Below are 17,496 nucleotides of genomic sequence, written 5' to 3' on the forward strand. Positions count from 1 at the left end.
CAATTTATTAGATTACGAATAATCAAAGAAAATGGGCGATTCATGCCGGCGGCTATTTCAGTCGCCATTTTTCTGAACGCCATAGGTATTTAGTCTGTTTGGAGAGCACGTAGTGCCAGAATTATCTCAATTATTGCCGGTTCTAGCGGCGTTGGTGGCCACCGGGATTTTTGCCGGTATCTTGGCCGGTTTACTCGGTGTTGGTGGCGGTATTGTTATCGTACCGGTGCTGTACTTTGTTTTTCAGGGCTTGGGAGTGGATGCTTCCAGTGCAATGGTGATTGCGACCGGCACCTCGTTGGCCACAATTATTCCGACGTCCATTTCTTCTATTAGAGCGCATCATAAAAAGGGCAATGTGGATTGGGCTCTTTTGAAAAGCTGGGCACCTTTTATGATCGCTGGGGTTGTGGTTGGCAGTTACCTCGTGACGCTGCTTGATGGCACGTTGTTTACGATTCTATTTGGTGTAATGGCCTGTTTAGTTTCTTTAAATATGCTTTTCCGAGCCAATGCGCCAGCTCTAGTGAAACAGTTACCCAGTATGGCTGGTCAAGGTATCTTGGCGAGTTTGATTGGGTTTTTCTCTGTGATGGTGGGTATCGGTGGAGGTACTTTAGGAGTACCAACCCTAACCGCCTTTAACGTGGCGGCTCATCGCGCAGTGGGTACTGCAGCGGCCTTCGGTTTGCTGATTGCCTTGCCTGGCGCGTTGGTGATGTTAACGACAGGGGTTACTCCTACTGATGCCCCTTGGTCCACGTTTGGTTTTGTAAATTTACCCGGTTTTGCGGCCATTGTGCCCTTAACGGTGTTGTTTGCACCGGTTGGTGCCGCTTTAGGCGCGAAGTTAAACGGCGCCATGCTTAAAAAAGTATTTGCGGTGGTACTGGGTTTCACCGGTGTACGTATGCTGATTCAGGTTTTCGGAGGTATGTAATGAGTTTCGATATTAATAATCATAAACAAGTCAATCCACCACCGCGTTTACTCATGGGCCCTGGCCCTATTAATGCTGACCCTCGTGTACTTCGAGCCATGTCGGCCCAGCTGGTGGGGCAATATGACCCCTCCATGACCGATTACATGACCGAGACCATGGCGTTGTATCGTCAAGTCTTCAAGACGGAAAATCGCTGGACATTATTGATTGACGGGACTTCTCGTGCGGCCATCGAAGCTTGTTTGGTGTCGGCATTGGCCCCGGGCGATAAAGTATTGGTGCCGGTCTTCGGTCGTTTCGGACATTTGTTGACGGAGATTGCGGGTCGTTGTGGTGCTGAAGTTCACACCATTGAAAAAGAGTGGGGTGATGTCTTCTCTCCAGATGAAATCGAAGACGCTATTAAACGCGTGCAGCCGAAAATGCTGGCCGTTGTGCAAGGTGATACGTCTACGACAATGCTTCAACCGTTGGAAAATCTAGGGGAAATTTGTCAGCGTTATGGTGTGTTGTTTTACACCGATGTTACTGCGTCAATTGGCGGTAACCCCCTTGAAGCCGATACTTGGCAATTGGATGCGATTTCTGGCGGCTTACAAAAATGTTTGGCTGGCCCTTCTGGCAGCGGCCCAATTACTTTGAGCGATCGATTCGTGACAGAAGTACGCAAGCGCCATCATGTGGAAGCGGGTATTCGAGCGGATCATCATGTGGATGGCGCTGGTGAGCGTATCCGTTCCAATTACTTTGATTTACCGATGATCATGGATTACTGGGGTGAGGAGCGTTTAAATCACCACACCGAGGCAACCTCCATGCTCTATTGTGCCCGTGAATGTGCTCGAATCTTGTTACAAGAGGGGCTCGATAACGCTATTGCTCGCCATCAGTTGCATGGCAATGCTATGGCACGAGGGGCTGAGCAATTAAACCTCAAACTGTTCGGTAATCAATCTCACAAAATGAACAATGTGGTGGGTGTCTACATTCCAGAAAATGTGGATGGTGAAGCGGTTCGTTCGGCAATGCTCAACGACTTCGGCATCGAAATTGGTACTTCTTTTGGGCCGCTGCATGGGAAAATTTGGCGCATTGGCACCATGGGGTACAACGCTCGAAAAGACGCTGTGTTGGTTACCTTATCTGCGTTAGAAAATGTTCTTCGCCGAGCTGGACACAAATTGCCTGCTGGTGGCGCCATTGATGCGGCCATGGATGTTTATGCAAACGCACGTTTGCAAGAGGGGCAGTAATGACGGCGGATCAACTCACTCGACCCTCAGACGCGTTCGCCTCTGCTGCCGAACGCTTGTTGCATCGATGCGATGTATTGGGTGGTTTTTCTGCTTTATCCGATGGCATTTTACGAGCTTATCTTACCCCTGAGCATGCCAAGGCCAATGCTCAGGTGGCGGAGTGGATGGAAGAAGCGGGCATGAGCACTTGGCAGGATGCCGTCGGCAATCAGTGGGGCCGCTATGAAGGTATCGAAGCCGACGCTAAAACATTGGTTTTGGGGTCGCATCTGGATACCGTGCCTTATGCAGGGAGATACGATGGAATTTTAGGTGTATTGGCCGCCGTTGAGCTGGTGGCCGACCTTCACGGCCGGGGTGAGCGACTTCCCTTTGCCATTGAAATTGTTGGCTTTTGTGATGAAGAAGGTACCCGTTTTGGTGCCACGCTGATTGGCTCAAAAGCATTGGCAGGTCAATGGAATGATGATTGGATGCAGCTTCAGGATGATGATGGCATCTCTATGTGGTCGGCCTTGCAAGCCTTTGGGCTAGATCCTCATAACGTTCGTGATGCGGCACTGAACCCAGACCAATTGCTGGGCTTTTGGGAAATCCACATTGAACAAGGCCCGGTGCTGGAATCTTTAGATTTGCCGGTGGGTGTGGTTACCGGCATTGCAGGGGCTCGTCGTGCCAATATTCGTCTTACTGGTCAGGCAGGTCATGCGGGTACCACGCCTATGCACTTGCGTCGAGATGCGTTAGTGGGAGCGGCAGAAGTGGCGTTGGCGGTAGAGGAAATTGCCAAGCGTGCAGGCGGTGATATTGTTGCAACGGTGGGGCAGCTGTTTGCCCGTCCGGGTGCGGTTAATGTGATTGCCGGTGGCGCGATGTTGAGCTTAGATGTGCGCTCACAAAGTGATGATGAGCGTGATCGGGTTTTGGAAGAAATCAACGATGCCACAGAAACCATTGCCGCCCGTCGAAATCTCGACATGATGTGGGAGTGGCAACATTCGGCAGGTGCGGTTTTATGCGATGATGGCTTTCAAGCGGTATTTGCTCAGGCCATTGCCGATGAAGATATTATTGCGCAACACTTACCCTCGGGTGCCGGGCATGATGCGATGGCGGTCGCTGAAATTACGCCCATGGCCATGTTGTTTTTGCGTAGCCCGCGAGGTTTAAGTCATCATCCTGATGAAGCCGTTATTGAAGACGATGTTGCAATCACTTTATCGGTAATGGCGCGCGCACTGAAGGCCTTGGCATCGACCTAGGCTTTCTCGCTCTATTTTTCATAGATAGGACGAGTTCCAGAGATAAACGAATTTCAGAGATAAGCTAGAACAATGAAAGTAACCACTATTTATGCAGATGCCGAGGGTGAGAGCCATTTTGGTGAGAAGGACTTTCCTCTAACAGAATCCAGTCCGCTGGGTATGATGTCCGTTTTGCAGCCGGCCACGGGTGTCATTTTTCGTGAGACGGGAGCCGATTACAACTACGAGTTTCATACGGCTCCAAGAGAACAATTTATGGTTATATTGGAAGGCGGTGTGGACTTTACCGTTTCGTCTGGCGAAACGCGTCGATTTGGTCCAGGAGGGATTGTGTTATTGCAAGATACCGTCGGCAAAGGTCATCGCAGTGAAGCCGTTGAGGGCAAACCAAGGAAATCGATTTTTATTCCCGTTGTTAACGAAAAATAGGCCGTTAATGGCCTATTTTTTCTTGGGTACACTCTTTTCTTTTTAACCATACAAGGCTTTTAATTTTTCGTCATACCCAGTACTGAGCGCCACGAGTGCTTTGGTTCAAAGCCTAATATTTTCTTCGCTTTTGTATTTTTGGCTAAGCTTTCGTCATCGTTGGTGCCTTCACACAATACACCTTCTGGGTATATTACATCCAATTTTTTGCGATCAGTTCGCCGCATAATGGTGTTATTAGCGGCCATGATAAAATCTTCCGAGCCCGTAATATTGCCTTTTAGCGCTAATACAGCAGCGTGCGCGGCATTGTGTGCATCAGTGTAGGCCCAAGGATTGGATTTACGAGTTGTAGTAGCCGATGAGCAGTAATTAGGAGTGGCATGAAAGCCAATAAAATCAATGCCATAAAGTGTATGCATTTGCTCCGCTAAATTTTCATATACCCTTTTAGATAGGTCATAGCCATTTTGTGCACTGGCGTTTGAAAGATACTTGGGTGTCTGCTGGTCAATCCGAATCGTCGGTACCTTCTCACTGGATACCCACACTACTTTACGAATATTCAAGGCAGCGGCAGCATTAAAAACATTAAAACAGCCGAGTGTGTGAATACGAAAGGGATCAGAAACATCGTCAAAATTAATATCTGGCTCAGGATTGGTAGCTAAATGAATAATGGCATCGCAATCTTCTAAAGCATCAAATACTTGGTGGTAATCGGTAATATCGACTTTACGGTAGGGGCAGAGGTGTGATGCAGGCTCGGAACTATCCAGGTTAACAGCGTCAATGTTACTTTCCAGAAGTGCATTAATGACAAACTGACCGGCACTACCGCTGCCGCCGGTAACCGCAACGTGTTTAAATGTTGGCATCAAAACCTTCTTTTTTCTCGAATAGATTACAAATTTTACACAGATTAGTGTAGCGATGACAGATATCAGTGTAAACGTTTACATTGTGGACAAGTCAGCGATTTTATGTCTTTTTTGGCCACTATTTCTTAGATAGCGCTTTATAAGCGTATAGTACGATTCTAATAGGCAGGGCGTTTACAAATGAATTGATGGAGCACTTATTGTTTAGTATTTAAATAGACAGTCTTTAAAAAGAACGAGACGGATTCAGTGAAAGGGTAAAGTCGTCGGCATCCATCCAAGTGGGAAATTTATCCCTAAACGTATCTAGATCATTTCGAGAAAATAGCGTCGTTTCAAGGAAGGGAGTATTTTCAGGGTAGTCGATGACAGTACGGCCGAAGTAATCCACCGCTAACGAGTCGCCACTGTAATGCCAATCACGACCATCTTTACCAATACGGTTAACGCCCACTACATAAGATTGATTTTCAATGGCTCTGGCGGTCAGTAGTGTTCTCCAGGGCAGTCTCCGGGCAGAAGGCCAATTGGCTACGCAGACCATCACGTCGTATTCATTTTGTCGGTTGCGACAAAAAACGGGGAAGCGCAAGTCGTAGCAGATGGTTAATAAAAGCTTCCAGCCCCGATATTCAACAATGCAGCGCTCGTTTCCGGCTTGGTAGCGTTCGTTCTCCCCGCCCATCCGAAATAAATGAACCTTATCATAGTGGTGTACGCTTTGTTCGGGGGTCACAAACCACAAGCGATTGGTGAACCCGTTGCCTGACTGAAAAACAGTGCTTCCGCATAGTGCGGCATTGAGTTGTTTTGCCTGTTCTGTCATCCAGTTTAAAGTGGGGGAACCTATTTCTAAGTGGCTGACGGTATCCGGTTCAATGGTGAACCCAGAGGTGAACATTTCAGGTAATACGATAAGATCTGTTTGGCCTTTGAGTGTGGCGAGTTTTTGGGACAGTTGAGTACGATTTTCAGCTGGGGCGTGCCATAGAAGGTCGGTTTGCAAAATGGATACTCGTATTTCACTAAGTTGTGCCTTCTTGCCCATTGCGTTCTCCTATTTTTTAACTGTTCCTACTTTCTAACCATTCCTACTTTCTAACCATTCTTACTTTTTAGCGATTCCTGATCTCTAGCCCCAATGCTCTAACTTCCCAGAAATTGAATGTCGTACTCGTTGATTGTCTAATAATTTGGAGTAAACAATCTGATTTAAGAGGGGCTAGGGATGTCGTACCGATCTAATAGTTCTTGAATGAAAGGTTTATTACTGGCAATTTCCTGGTCACTCAAACCATCCAACTCATAGGGTAACACGAGCCAGTCTTTTGTCGTATTTACGTAGAAATCAGGCTCTCTGCCGGTTTGGTTATTGGAGGGCTTATACCAAGGTGCGGCGATACGGACCTCTTGCGGCATATTGCGTCGTGTTTTTGCAGCCAGTCGCTGAATAACCGCAGCAACATTCCGACCGCTGCTGTACACATCATCAACAATTAATAGCCGATGTTCGGATTCCAATGTGTCGAAAAGGTATTGTGTGCCATGAACGCGGATATTCTCCGGTTGCTCCACCATTGAATCATAACTGCTTAAACCTCGATACGACGTGCGGATGGAGATGTGGTCTGTGTTCACGCCGAGATAATCCAAACAATCTTGGACAGCAATGCCGACGGGGCTGCCTCCGCGCCATAAACCGACAATAAAATCGGGACGAAAACCGCTTTCAAAAATCTGAGCGGCTAAACGGTAAGAATCTAAAAGAATGGATTCGGCGCTGATAAACTGTTTTTTCATAGTGGCTAGTGCGTTGTGGTTAAATCGTGGTCAGTATATAGAGGCTTTAGTGCGTAAAATCTACAAGATTTTGTGCCTGTTGAATGTGGATACGAACCTATATGAGTGTGTCTGGCCTATAGTTGACCTTAGATCAAAATCATTGGCTTTGAAAAATATTCGCGGAGTATATAATACTTGACTACCAAGACAAGAAATTAACGTAAAGGATGCAAGGCGTTCAAGAAATGCTCATTTGGTTTGGCGTGTTTTTTAATCGATGATTAATTTGATGTACGGCTCTGTAAGGCCAACCAATAGCGTTAATATAAATGTGAATGGCTTATGTCAACCCCTATTTTTACTACATTATTATTTTCATAAAACCACTATGACTGAAAAACATTACATCAGCTCAGAACAACTCTTACGAGATTCTTTCGAGCTGGGAGCGAAAGTATTAGCCAGTGGGTTTCGCCCAAAAATCATCATTGCATTATGGCGTGGCGGCACGCCAACAGGTATTGCTGTGCAGGAATTCGTCGATTATTACGGCGATTGCCAATCGGATCATATTGCAATTCGTACATCTTCCTATCAGGGTATTGGAGAGCGATCAGATAACATTCAAATTCATGGGTTGAACTATTTACTGAAAAACATTAATTATGACGACGACTTATTGATTGTTGATGACGTTTTTGACACTGGACGAACGATTGATGCAGTTATTAACGAGTTACAGAAAAAAGCGCGTAAAAATTGCCCAAAAGATATCCGTGTTGCTGTTCCTTACTTCAAGCCAACTTCCAATCAGACAGATCGTGTGCCGGATTATTATATTCACACTACCGATCAATGGTTGAAGTTTCCGTTCTCGCTTGAGGGGTTGACTATGGAAGAAATACGACAAAATCGACCAGCTATTTTTGAAATTATTGGCCATTTGTTGCCCGAGAAACAATAAAAAATGATCTTGGGTAGTGTGCTTTAAAAGTAAATTTGATTGTTAAGCATTCGTCTTATTTTTGTCATAGTGAGAAAAATAGTGGCGAAAATTAGTTTTATGTGTGTTCGATACTTGGACGTTTGTGCCAAAATCGTTCAAACTCTGCACTTCGTTAAGGTGACATTTTAGAATCACCAAAGTGAGAGAACTGTTGTTAGCGGTATAAGGTAGTGATTGTTTTCTTAGGCTAATTGTTTTGGCTGTGTTGTTTTAGAAAGTAACGTTACCCTGCTAGTAACCACCGATTCACCGAGTACAACTGTGGGTTCCACACGCAGTTAACCTAAGTTTTACAGTCCGTCTCAAAGATAGTCTGTCTCAAAGATAGAAGGGGGTTATTAATGAATGAGCAAGCGGTTATTTCTGAACAAGACCAACTCAAAGAAAACATTCGATTATTGGGTCGTGTACTGGGTCAAACGATCAGCAGTGCTCACGGTGATGAAGTATTAGAGCAGGTAGAAGCGATTCGAAAAATTGCGCATGACTCTAGTAATAATGACGAAAAAGCCAGAAGTGAGTTGACTTCACTATTATCGTCTCTTAGTAATGAACAGATGTTAATTGTTGCACGTGCATTTAACCAATTTTTAAATTTGGCCAATATTGCAGAACAATATCAGTCCATTGCACCGGGCCAAGAAAATACACACAGTGGTGAACGAGTACTGGTCGAGTTTATTCGGCGCAGTAAAGACAGTGTCAGTGCAAAAGACTTGCAAAAAGCATTGGAAGAATTATCAATCGAGCTGGTTTTTACGGCACACCCGACGGAAGTCTCTCGTCGTACCCTTATTCAGAAACATCAACTTCTTAATGATTGCTTAGAGGCGTTAGACAAAAGTACAGAAGTTGAGCAGCAAGACGATATTCATGGTCGTATCGCTGAGTTAATTGCCCAAGCGTGGCACTCTGACGAAATTCGTGAACAGCGCCCCACACCGGTGGATGAAGCCAAATGGGGTTTTGGGGTGATTGAGCAATCACTCTGGTTTGCTGTGCCTAAGTTTATGCGCAGAATTCATAAATTCTTGAACGATGAAACCGATATTACAATGCCAACCGACTGGATGCCCATGTCGTTTGTTTCTTGGATGGGCGGTGATCGTGATGGGAACCCCTTTGTTACCCACAAAGTCTCTGATGAAGTGTTGGCGTCGAGTCGTTGGATGGCCATGGACTTGTATCTGCACGACGTTGAGCAGCTATGTGCAGAAATTTCCGTTGTGGTCTGTAATGACACATTGCGTGCTCGAGTCGGAGATGCCACTGAACCATACCGTGTTTTACTTCGCCAATTGCGCGATGATATCCATGAGACTCGCAGTTATCTGTCGGCAAAGTTAACCGGCGAATCCACGGACGCAAAAGACGTTATTCAGCACACAGAGCAACTTCGAGAGCCCTTGCAGTTGTGTTACGACTCTTTGGTAGACAGTGGTTTAGAGTTAATTGCAAATGGTTTGCTTCGTGATACCTTGTGGCGTGTTCATGCGTTTGGTGCGCCTTTAGTCAAGCTGGATATTCGTCAAGACAGCGAACGTCATACCGAAGTACTGTCTGAGTTGACCCGTTATTTGGGCATCGGTGATTATGAGCAATGGAGTGAATCGGATAAGCAAAATTTCTTGCTGTCTGAATTGGCTTCCAAACGCCCATTAATTCCTGCCGATTGGCAACCTTCCGACAATGTACAGGAAGTCCTAAATACCTTCCGACTTATCGCAAAAACCGACCCTAATGCGCTGGGCATTTACATCATTTCTATGGCGCGACAAGCCTCCGATGTATTGGCTGTGCAGTTATTGCTCAGTGAGTGTGGTTGCACCTACAGAATGCCGGTTGCGCCATTATTCGAAACGTTGGATGACCTCAATCGCTCTGAGCATGTCATACGTAAATTGCTGGAAAATGACGCCTACCGGGGTTATTTGCATGGCAAGCAATACATTATGATCGGTTACTCTGATTCAGCGAAAGATGCCGGTTTCTTTGCCGCTGGATGGGCACAATACCGTGCTCAAGAGGCTTTGGTGAATGTGGCCAAAGAATACGACCTACAGTTAATTTTATTCCATGGACGAGGTGGAACCGTTGGACGCGGTGGGGCACCGGCTCATCAAGCTTTGCTTTCTCAGCCTCCTGGTAGCCTTCAAGGTGGATTGAGAGTTACTGAGCAGGGCGAAATGATTCGCTTCAAATACGGGTTAACAGATCTGGCAGTACAGTCTATTTCACGCTTTGCGGCAGCGGTATTGGAAGGAAATCTCCTGCCACCTCCAGAGCCTAAGCAAGAATGGCGTGACATCATGGACCAGTTATCTGATACCAGTTGTGAAGTTTACCGTGGTATGGTTCGTGAAAATCCAGAGTTTGTTCCGTATTTCCGTGCCGCCACGCCAGAATTGGAGTTAGGTAAATTGCCGTTAGGCTCTCGCCCAACAAAGCGTAAGCCCGGTGGTGGAGTAGAAACGTTACGTGCTATTCCTTGGATTTTTGCTTGGTCACAAAACCGTATGTTGTTACCTGCCTGGTTAGGGACGGGTGAGGCACTTGAAAAAGTGCGTCAAGACGGCGGTGAACAAGAATTAATCACCATGTTTGAGCAATGGCCTTTCTTTAATACACGCTTGTCCATGTTAGAAATGGTTTTCACCAAAACCGATCCATGGTTGGCGCGTTTGTACGACGAAAAACTGGTTCCTAAAGATCAGCGACACCTAGGCGAAGATTTAAGGTCGAAGTTGGAAAATTCCGTCCAACAGGTGCTGGATTTGATTCCTACTCATAGCTTAATGGATGCAGACCCTCAAATTCATGCCTCGATTAATATTCGTAATCCGTATATTGACCCTCTTAATATTTTGCAAGTCGAATTGTTACTCCGCTCTAGGGAGCAGGGGGAGCAAAGCAAAGAGACCGTATTAGAAAAAGCACTCATGGTGACAATCGCAGGTGTGGCGGCAGGGTTGAGAAATACCGGTTAATCTTTTTTCTTATTCCCTAAATAAAAAACCCACTACTCGATGAGTAGTGGGTTTTTTTGTGCGTCAATTTTTAGTGTGCCAATCCGGATTTCGGTGTGCCAATCCGGATTTCGTTGGCCAGAAATCCCGCTGCTTACGACGAAGTGGTTTATTTGACCCCACTTTTTTATTTACCTTCACAATTATTATCAATTTGCTATACAGCTACTGGTGGGTTTGTGCGCAGACATAGGTTTGTCGTGTATAAATTCATGAAATAACCAGGCGTAGGCATAAGTGTCATAAAAATAAAAATTTCCTGGAGATGAGCATGATTTCGATAATAGTGAATAATAAAAAATATGAAGTAGATGTGGAACCGGAGAAGCCTTTGTTGTGGGTGCTAAGAGAAGAGCTGGAATTATTGGGAACGAAGTTCGGTTGTGGCTTTGGTATTTGTGGAGCGTGCACAGTTCATATTGATGGTGAGCCACAACAATGTTGTGTCATAACAATAGGTGAAGTGGTTGGTAGGCGTATTACAACCATCGAAGGTTTGAATGATAGAGTGGGGCAATGTTTAAAGAATCAATGGGTTGAAAACTCTGTTCCTCAGTGCGGCTATTGTCAACCCGGTTTCATTATGAGTGCGGCGGCGTTAATTTATCGTGGGTTTGTCAATGAAGAGTCTATTCGAGAACTGCCTAATATTTGTCGATGTGGAACCTATCAGCGTGTAAAAAAAGCTATTTATACGACTGCGGATCAGGTAGGGGTTTGGGAGGGCAGTCATGAATAATCCTATACTCGGAGAACGTTTTTTGAGTCGAGCGGAAGTTGCAAAGCTTAGCAATTGTGTAAATAACCGTGAGCTTGATGGCAGCGCATATCATATAAGAAGACGTGAGTTTATTAAACACTCTACTGGCGTTATAGCGGGGTTAACATTGGGTTTTAATATTGGTATCGATCGTGTTCAGGCGGCTGCAATTGATGCTAGCCCTGTCATCAATCCGTTCAATGCTTGGTTGGTCATTACACCCGATAACCGAATTGCCATTAACGTATCGAAAACAGAAATGGGTCAAAAAGTGGGAACCTCTTTTGCGGTGATTATTGCTGAAGAGCTGGAGGCGGATTGGGAAAAAGTAGATATCAATTTCAAGCCAGAAATGCCGCCATTTATTCATCGTAATACCCAATTGCAACGTCTCACCTATGGTAGTACGTCAGTCTCTACTTGGTATGCATATTGTCGAGAATTAGGGGCAACGGCTAAGTCGCTATTGATGACCGCAGCAGCCAATCGTTGGCAGGTGAGTGAAAGTTCGCTCATTGTTTATCAGTCTCATATTTATCATTTACCTTCGTGGCGCTGTATTTCATTTGGCGCTTTAGTGGAAGACGCCTCTCAGTTACCGCTTCCTGCATCAGTCTCTTTGAAAAAATCCAATTCTTTTCGCTATCTTGGTAAATCGGTACCTCATAAAGATGTGCGGCGAAAAGTATTGGGTGAAGAGATTTACGGTATTGATATGCGTTTACCCAATTTACGGTTTGCGGCAGTAAAACAATGCCCGTTTGTAGATGGAAGGGTGGTTAATTTTGACGCGCTTCTGTCTTATGTGCCAGAAGGACAAACCTTAGTGAGTATTCCTAATGGTGTTATTGTTACCGCCAGCAGTTGGTGGTCAGCGCAGAAAACGCTGGATGAATTACCGATAGAATATGATGTAGATGATGACGCAGCTTCTTTTAACAGTAATTTGGTGTCTCAAATTCTTGCGCAAGGCTTAAATGAAGAGGGGCAACAATTATTTAATAAAGGCGATGTGACGGCGGCATTCAATAACGCAGATACGACCCTAGAAGCCATTTATGAGGTGCCTTTTCTGGCTCATGCTCCGCTTGAGCCAATGAGTTGTACCGCCCATGTTACTGACTCTAAATGTCGGGTGTGGATGGCTCAACAAGGGCCAGAGGAGGCAGCTTTAGCGTTATCTCATGAGTTGGGTATGGCTATCGAGCAAATAGAAATTAACATGCTCTCTTGTGGTGGCAGTTTTGGGCGGCGAGTAGAAACGGATTTTGTTATTCAGGCCGCATTAGCATCAAAAGCAACAGGGCACCCGGTGAATTTATTGTGGAGTCGCCCCCAAGATACTCAGCAAGATTGGTTTCGCCCAGCATTTGCCGCTAAAATGCGAGCGGGAATAACCAGTGGTTTGCTGGAGGCTTTAACCGGTATTAATTGCGGCCAAAATCTCCTCCAGACTCGTGGCAATCCAGTGCCCTTTGATATTCTTGCTAGTGAAGGGTTTGCGAATTTACCTTATAACATTCCAAATCAAAATATACGCAATAATTCAGTTCAGTTGCCCGTTACGATAGGCTTTTGGCGATCAGTTGGTCACTCTCATAATGCATTTTTTGTCGAAAGTTTTATGGATGAAATTGCTCATCAAGCGAATTACGACCCTTATGAATATCGCCGTTATTTATTAGCGAGCAAACCACGTGAGCTTGCAGTTCTCGATAAAGTGGCAAAGATGGCGTGTTGGAAGCGTTACCATCGTCCTGGATACGGTTTGGGTATGGCGTTTATGGAAGGGTTTGGCTCTATCGTAGCAACGGTGGCAGAAGTGAGTGTGGACTCTGAATCGGTACAAGTACACCAATTATGGTGTGCAGTGGATTGTGGTCAAGTTATTCATCAAGACGGTGCTACGGCGCAAATTGAAGGGGCGTTAATTTTTGGGTTATCTGCTTGTCTGTTTGGTGAAATTACTTTTAGGGAAGGGCAGGTAGAACAGTCTACGTATAAAGATTATCCTGTCATCACGTTAAAAAACATGCCCACGCTTCACATTCAATTTATGAAAAATACTCATGCGCCGGGAGGCTTGGGAGAAGCGGGCACACCAGGGGTTGCCCCCGCTGTGGTGAATGCCATTTTTTCTGTAACCGGCCAGCGAATTCGAAAGCTGCCTTTATCTCGGTATCTCACGGTTAATAAGGAGTAGGACTCTCAATAAAGCGTCGACGATTGTGCCCGATAAGTCATCTTTTTATATCAAGTTGGGTTATGTTTGTTCAGGCTCTTCGACTACTTTGCCCGGTCATAATCGCCGAACCAATTAAATGTGCCAGACGAAGAGCTTCTGGCACATTGCCTTGATCGGTAAGTGCTAAAAGTGCTTGTGCGGTAGTTTCTGGGGTGCTTCCGCACACTTGATAAATAAACCCTTTTTGTTGGTAAATCTCTCCGGCTTTCATTATTAAATCAAATTTTTTATCGCCATCATCAAGATTTTTTAATGCCTTTTTAATGGCATTTAAATCGGGTAGGTGCCGCATGACAGAGACGCAAGGTCTGTTAATATTCTGGCTGAGTGATTTGAGATCAATAACGTTAAACCCGCCGACGGCAATACCATCAATAATAATAAGGTGCACTTGAGGGTGGAACTTGCTGTTTAGAATCATGCGTGTGATTACCTCTGTGGCATCACTCCCATCTTGTTGTACTTCTCCCCATAGCATCCCCTCAAAGCGGGTGTTGGAGCAGACAATGCCGGAAATATTTACTGGGGAGAAAGGTTTTCTTTTAAAGGGGGCGTCGTCAAACCCTATGGTTCGAATGGCTTTGCCTGATTTTAATGCTGTTTCTAAAGAGGGCATAACATTATTTTACCTGCTACGAGTTTGATGTTCTTTTGCAGTAGTTGTGCGATAACTTTACCATTGCGGGTGAGTGGACAATATGGTTCATTGCTAGAAAAATTTTTTACTCAAAAATATCAGCTCTATTTTATTCCTTTGGTATAAAGAGTATTAGGGTTTGTGAATAGTTGAATAGAGATAGTCTTCATTTGAGTATTCAACTGGTTGATACGAGTATTGTTGTCGCTTTCATTGGTGATATTGCGAATGTAGATTGCTTGTATTTGGCGAGGGTAACGTGCTTGTATATTGGCATAAACTTCTGGGTCTTGCTCTCCACTATCACCAACTAAAATAAATTTTCGATTCGGAAATTGTTCTAAAATTTCGCTGATTTGCGCAGGTTTGGTTTCTAGCCCAGTTTTAAATAAATTAGTGAGTGTTTTATCTCTAAAGCGAACGGACTTTAAAGAAAAGCTCGCCCAAGGAAAATCATTCTCTTCACAAAGAGAGAGTAGTGGGGAATACAATTGCCATGGGCTGGAAGAGACAAAATGGAGGGTTGTCCCTAGATTCTTTGCCATGTATTGGTACCAGCTATTCATTCCATCAATAGCCTGAAAAGGCTGCAAGAAAGTGGCAGAAAGTAAAGAAGTTTTGTTAGTCACGCCGGTCATTTTAATGGTGTCATCAATGTCACTAATAATGGAAAGCCCCTCGGGTTCTATTAGGCGGACGCGTCCTGAAAACTGACGTGAGTCTGATGTGGGCATAATGACGTTAAAATCGATAAAACCCTTATGAGAATAGGTTTGAATGATGTTGGCGTCGATGGTGATAGCGCCTTTAAAATGCCCATTAGGCAACGATTTTGGTAACGTGTAGCGCTGGCCGGCCAATTCAATGGTAATACGTTTTCCCCGTTCGTTGTCGGCGATGAGTAAGTTAACGCGTTCATGAAAGAATGGCCTATTCTCTTCCGTTATTGGTAAATCAAATTTTTCTTCTAAGATTGACTCAAATAACCCGGCTCGTAATCGGCTGCGTTCAGGTTCGTATACCCAACCGTGTATGGGAATAACCCATTGTTGTGTCTGAGAGTCGAGGTATCCGTCTGTGTGAAAAAACACCAGATTTTCATCGCGTTTAAGATTAGAAAAAGTATGCGGTGCTGACATGGTGGGTGGCAATGGAGTGTTACTTGTCATGAGGCACCCTTGTAAAATAAGTGGTATGAGGATTAGAAGTGTGAATTCGCAAAGTATGCGCATAATATCATCATTCTTGTATTATTCAGGGTAGACTCAGAAAGCCGTTAATTCAGAAATTATTGACACTGTTTCATATGATCCCATTGTAATATACTGATTAATTAAGTTTGTCGTTAGTATACTCAAAAAGGAATCCCCTGTGAGCAAACAGAGTTGCCCCTCATCTTTAAACTTCTGCACTTTTTCTTCTCTCTTAGATTTGTTGAAAAAAATGCTTCTCGTTTTTTTGGCTACTGGAATGGTAATTGGCCTGACGGCTTGTGGTGGTCAAAAGAAGCCGCCTCCCGTTGTGAATGAAGTAACGCCCATCAATACGGGCAAGCCACTAATTCGTAGCTTGATGGACTTAGGCAGTTTTGATCTTCCGCTGGGTAACGGGGTGCCTAAACATTTTACAGATAAGCGCTTCACCCCAGGTGAGTGGGTGATGATTAAAGGAAAGAATTTGGGTGTTCAACAGATCACCATTGATGGACGGGATATTCCAGTCCGTAAATATTTTGACTCGAATCCCTTATTTCGTATCCCGACCGGTTTATCACCCATGAAGACCCATACATTGGTGGTGTCCAATGAATACGATAAAACGTCTACACAATTTGATACTCACCATTATTTGGTCGCGACAGATACGGATGGAAAAGTTACCCATTTAATTAATACAGATCGTGACGAGAAAGGCGGTATTAATGAAGAGTGGGTCGAATTGGATTCTGATGCCAAGCGGCCAATGTTTAACTTGATGTCTAATGACAGTGCATTTTTATTTCATATGGATGTGCTGAAGCGATCTGACGTTCGTTTGCAGGACGGCGCGGTCACCTATCCGGTTGAAATTCATACCTACCATATGGGAGCGCCGAATGAGCCTGCAAAAGTGGCTTCTTTTAAAGTGTTAGTGGCGTCGACACCTATTGATGCTATTTTGAGCAAAAATAATATCTTATTGCTTTTGGGTAAGCAGAGTGTAACTCTGGTGGATGTATCTGACCCCGTACATCTGAAATTTATTAGTCATACCCCCTTGCCGGAAAATGAGAATACCAAAACTACCTATGTGGATGCGGCGTTCTTGGATGGCGATCGTAAGATTGCCTTGCTTGAAACCTACAGCAATCAAGTGGTTCTTTTAGATGCTTCAAACCCACAGCAACTGAAAGCATTGGATACTTTATCTTTATTGCCTGAGAAAAGTATTCCACTGTCTATTGATTTAGAAGTCGACCCAAATGACGACACCCAATTTTGGGTATTAGAAGGAGCTAATTTTCGTTTAATGGGTACACAGCTGTCCGCGATGTATAAAAAGTACATCAAGAAAGAGAGGGTTGAAGAGAATAAACAGGTTGTTTATCAGCTGCAGCCATTGTCTGTAAATACTAATAAGGGCACCTCTAAAAATAGCCCAACTTTGATATAATCTCACTGTTCAAAAATTTCAAGAGTTTCCTTCTATGTCTCAGCCCGGCTTTTTTGATTTAGATGACAGGTATCGCAAGTTAGATGAAAAAGATCCATTAGTTCATCTCAACAAACTGATATTTTGGGAAGCCTTTCGTCCGACCTTAAAGGAAATACGAAAGTCAAACCGAAAAAGCAATGCGGGTCGTAAAGCCTATGACGAGCTTCTGATGTTCAAAGTACTCGTACTTCAGCACTTATACAATGTATCCGATGATCAGATAGAGTACCAAATACGGGACCGCTATTCTTTTTGCCGGTTTTTAGGTCTGACTCCATCGGACAAGGTGCCTGATGCCAAGACAGTGTGGCTGTTTAGAGAAAACCTAGTCAAAGCTGGTTTAATGAAGCGTTTGTTTTTTACTTTTGATGTTCAATTAGAGGAACACGGTTTTCAAGCAAGAAAAGGTCAAATAGTGGATGCGAGTTTTGTCGATGTTCCCAGGCAGCGCAATAAAAAGGAAGAAAACAAACAGATAAAACGCGGTGAAACGCCTGATCGTTTTGAAAAGAATCCGAACGTTGGCGCTCAAAAAGATACGGATGCCCGCTGGGCGAAGAAGAACCAAGAGA

The 17,496-nt window shown here is 44.5% G+C and carries 15 protein-coding genes; 10 read left to right on the forward strand and 5 right to left on the reverse strand.

Translation table 11 applies throughout. From position 1 onward, the window contains the following. Positions 1–112 precede the first annotated feature (112 nt). From LU351_RS11780 to LU351_RS11795, 4 genes are all read left to right on the forward strand, one after another. Positions 113–940 carry a sulfite exporter TauE/SafE family protein gene (locus tag LU351_RS11780; protein WP_232594273.1) on the forward strand — a complete coding sequence of 276 codons (828 nt, stop codon included), beginning with the start codon at positions 113–115 and terminating at the stop codon, positions 938–940. Next, entirely contained in the window at positions 940–2,196 is a 1,257-nt protein-coding gene (locus LU351_RS11785; RefSeq protein ID WP_232594274.1) for a pyridoxal-phosphate-dependent aminotransferase family protein, read from the forward strand. Before LU351_RS11780 ends, LU351_RS11785 begins: the two co-directional genes overlap by 1 nt. After that, positions 2,196–3,461 carry an allantoate amidohydrolase gene (locus LU351_RS11790; protein WP_232594275.1) on the forward strand — a complete coding sequence of 422 codons (1,266 nt, stop codon included), beginning with the start codon at positions 2,196–2,198 and terminating at the stop codon, positions 3,459–3,461. The genes LU351_RS11785 and LU351_RS11790 overlap by 1 nt, the downstream gene beginning before the upstream one ends. Positions 3,462–3,533: 72 nt before the next feature. Further along, positions 3,534–3,893, forward strand: coding sequence for a cupin domain-containing protein (locus tag LU351_RS11795; RefSeq protein ID WP_232594276.1), 360 nt, complete (start codon positions 3,534–3,536; stop codon positions 3,891–3,893). Positions 3,894–3,952: 59 nt separating this feature from the next. Here the strand turns inward: LU351_RS11795 and LU351_RS11800 are convergent, their stop codons facing one another. The 3 genes from LU351_RS11800 to LU351_RS11810 form a co-directional block, all read right to left on the reverse strand. Further along, positions 3,953–4,771 carry an NAD-dependent epimerase/dehydratase family protein gene (locus tag LU351_RS11800; protein ID WP_232594277.1) on the reverse strand — a complete coding sequence of 273 codons (819 nt, stop codon included), beginning with the start codon at positions 4,769–4,771 and terminating at the stop codon, positions 3,953–3,955. A 229-nt stretch (positions 4,772–5,000) separates the two neighbouring features. Continuing rightward, positions 5,001–5,822 (reverse strand): amidohydrolase, encoded by an 822-nt coding sequence (locus tag LU351_RS11805; RefSeq protein ID WP_232594278.1) that lies wholly within the window; start codon positions 5,820–5,822, stop codon positions 5,001–5,003. A gap of 164 nt (positions 5,823–5,986) precedes the next feature. After that, entirely contained in the window at positions 5,987–6,574 is a 588-nt protein-coding gene (locus LU351_RS11810) for a phosphoribosyltransferase (protein WP_232594279.1), read from the reverse strand. A 370-nt stretch (positions 6,575–6,944) separates the two neighbouring features. Here LU351_RS11810 and LU351_RS11815 point away from each other — a divergent pair, with 370 nt between their 5' ends. The 4 genes from LU351_RS11815 (at position 6,945) to LU351_RS11830 (ending at position 13,551) form a co-directional block, all read left to right on the forward strand. Next, positions 6,945–7,520 (forward strand): phosphoribosyltransferase, encoded by a 576-nt coding sequence (locus LU351_RS11815; RefSeq protein WP_232594280.1) that lies wholly within the window; start codon positions 6,945–6,947, stop codon positions 7,518–7,520. 383 nt (positions 7,521–7,903) lie between these two features. Further along, positions 7,904–10,549, forward strand: a complete 2,646-nt coding sequence (gene ppc / locus LU351_RS11820; RefSeq protein WP_232594281.1) for a phosphoenolpyruvate carboxylase — start codon at positions 7,904–7,906, stop codon at positions 10,547–10,549. A gap of 310 nt (positions 10,550–10,859) precedes the next feature. Continuing rightward, positions 10,860–11,327 (forward strand): (2Fe-2S)-binding protein, encoded by a 468-nt coding sequence (locus LU351_RS11825; protein WP_232594282.1) that lies wholly within the window; start codon positions 10,860–10,862, stop codon positions 11,325–11,327. Then, positions 11,320–13,551 carry a xanthine dehydrogenase family protein molybdopterin-binding subunit gene (locus tag LU351_RS11830; protein WP_232594283.1) on the forward strand — a complete coding sequence of 744 codons (2,232 nt, stop codon included), beginning with the start codon at positions 11,320–11,322 and terminating at the stop codon, positions 13,549–13,551. The genes LU351_RS11825 and LU351_RS11830 overlap by 8 nt, the downstream gene beginning before the upstream one ends. A gap of 70 nt (positions 13,552–13,621) precedes the next feature. On the opposite strand, the gene LU351_RS11835 is transcribed toward LU351_RS11830, so the two are convergent. Together LU351_RS11835 and LU351_RS11840 are read right to left on the reverse strand one after the other, a co-directional pair. Next, on the reverse strand, positions 13,622–14,209 hold the full coding sequence (locus tag LU351_RS11835; RefSeq protein WP_232594284.1) for an endonuclease dU: 588 nt from the start codon (positions 14,207–14,209) through the stop codon (positions 13,622–13,624). Positions 14,210–14,334: 125 nt separating this feature from the next. Continuing rightward, entirely contained in the window at positions 14,335–15,399 is a 1,065-nt protein-coding gene (locus LU351_RS11840) for a phosphatidate phosphatase App1 family protein (protein WP_232594285.1), read from the reverse strand. A gap of 301 nt (positions 15,400–15,700) precedes the next feature. On the opposite strand from LU351_RS11840, the gene LU351_RS11845 reads away from it, so the two are divergent. Together LU351_RS11845 and LU351_RS11850 are read left to right on the forward strand one after the other, a co-directional pair. Next, entirely contained in the window at positions 15,701–16,882 is a 1,182-nt protein-coding gene (locus tag LU351_RS11845) for an LVIVD repeat-containing protein (protein WP_232594286.1), read from the forward strand. A gap of 34 nt (positions 16,883–16,916) precedes the next feature. Continuing rightward, positions 16,917–17,496 (forward strand): transposase (locus LU351_RS11850; RefSeq protein ID WP_232592392.1); only part of this gene is annotated, 580 nt, incomplete at its 3' end.

Source organism: Marinibactrum halimedae (assembly GCF_021234875.1).
Taxonomy (GTDB): Bacteria; Pseudomonadota; Gammaproteobacteria; order Pseudomonadales; family Cellvibrionaceae; genus Marinibactrum; species Marinibactrum halimedae.

Excerpts from the sequence above, each read along its gene's own strand:
- LU351_RS11785 (WP_232594274.1), top strand. The coding sequence starts at position 940 with ATGAGTTTCGATATTAATAATCATAAACAAGTCAATCCACCACCGCGT.
- LU351_RS11790 (WP_232594275.1), top strand. The coding sequence starts at position 2,196 with ATGACGGCGGATCAACTCACTCGACCCTCAGACGCGTTCGCCTCTGCT.
- LU351_RS11795 (WP_232594276.1), top strand. The coding sequence starts at position 3,534 with ATGAAAGTAACCACTATTTATGCAGATGCCGAGGGTGAGAGCCATTTT.
- LU351_RS11800 (WP_232594277.1), bottom strand. The coding sequence starts at position 4,771 with ATGCCAACATTTAAACACGTTGCGGTTACCGGCGGCAGCGGTAGTGCC.
- LU351_RS11805 (WP_232594278.1), bottom strand. The coding sequence starts at position 5,822 with ATGGGCAAGAAGGCACAACTTAGTGAAATACGAGTATCCATTTTGCAA.
- LU351_RS11810 (WP_232594279.1), bottom strand. The coding sequence starts at position 6,574 with ATGAAAAAACAGTTTATCAGCGCCGAATCCATTCTTTTAGATTCTTAC.
- LU351_RS11815 (WP_232594280.1), top strand. The coding sequence starts at position 6,945 with ATGACTGAAAAACATTACATCAGCTCAGAACAACTCTTACGAGATTCT.
- ppc (WP_232594281.1), top strand. The coding sequence starts at position 7,904 with ATGAATGAGCAAGCGGTTATTTCTGAACAAGACCAACTCAAAGAAAAC.
- LU351_RS11825 (WP_232594282.1), top strand. The coding sequence starts at position 10,860 with ATGATTTCGATAATAGTGAATAATAAAAAATATGAAGTAGATGTGGAA.
- LU351_RS11830 (WP_232594283.1), top strand. The coding sequence starts at position 11,320 with ATGAATAATCCTATACTCGGAGAACGTTTTTTGAGTCGAGCGGAAGTT.
- LU351_RS11835 (WP_232594284.1), bottom strand. The coding sequence starts at position 14,209 with ATGCCCTCTTTAGAAACAGCATTAAAATCAGGCAAAGCCATTCGAACC.
- LU351_RS11840 (WP_232594285.1), bottom strand. The coding sequence starts at position 15,399 with ATGACAAGTAACACTCCATTGCCACCCACCATGTCAGCACCGCATACT.
- LU351_RS11845 (WP_232594286.1), top strand. The coding sequence starts at position 15,701 with ATGGTAATTGGCCTGACGGCTTGTGGTGGTCAAAAGAAGCCGCCTCCC.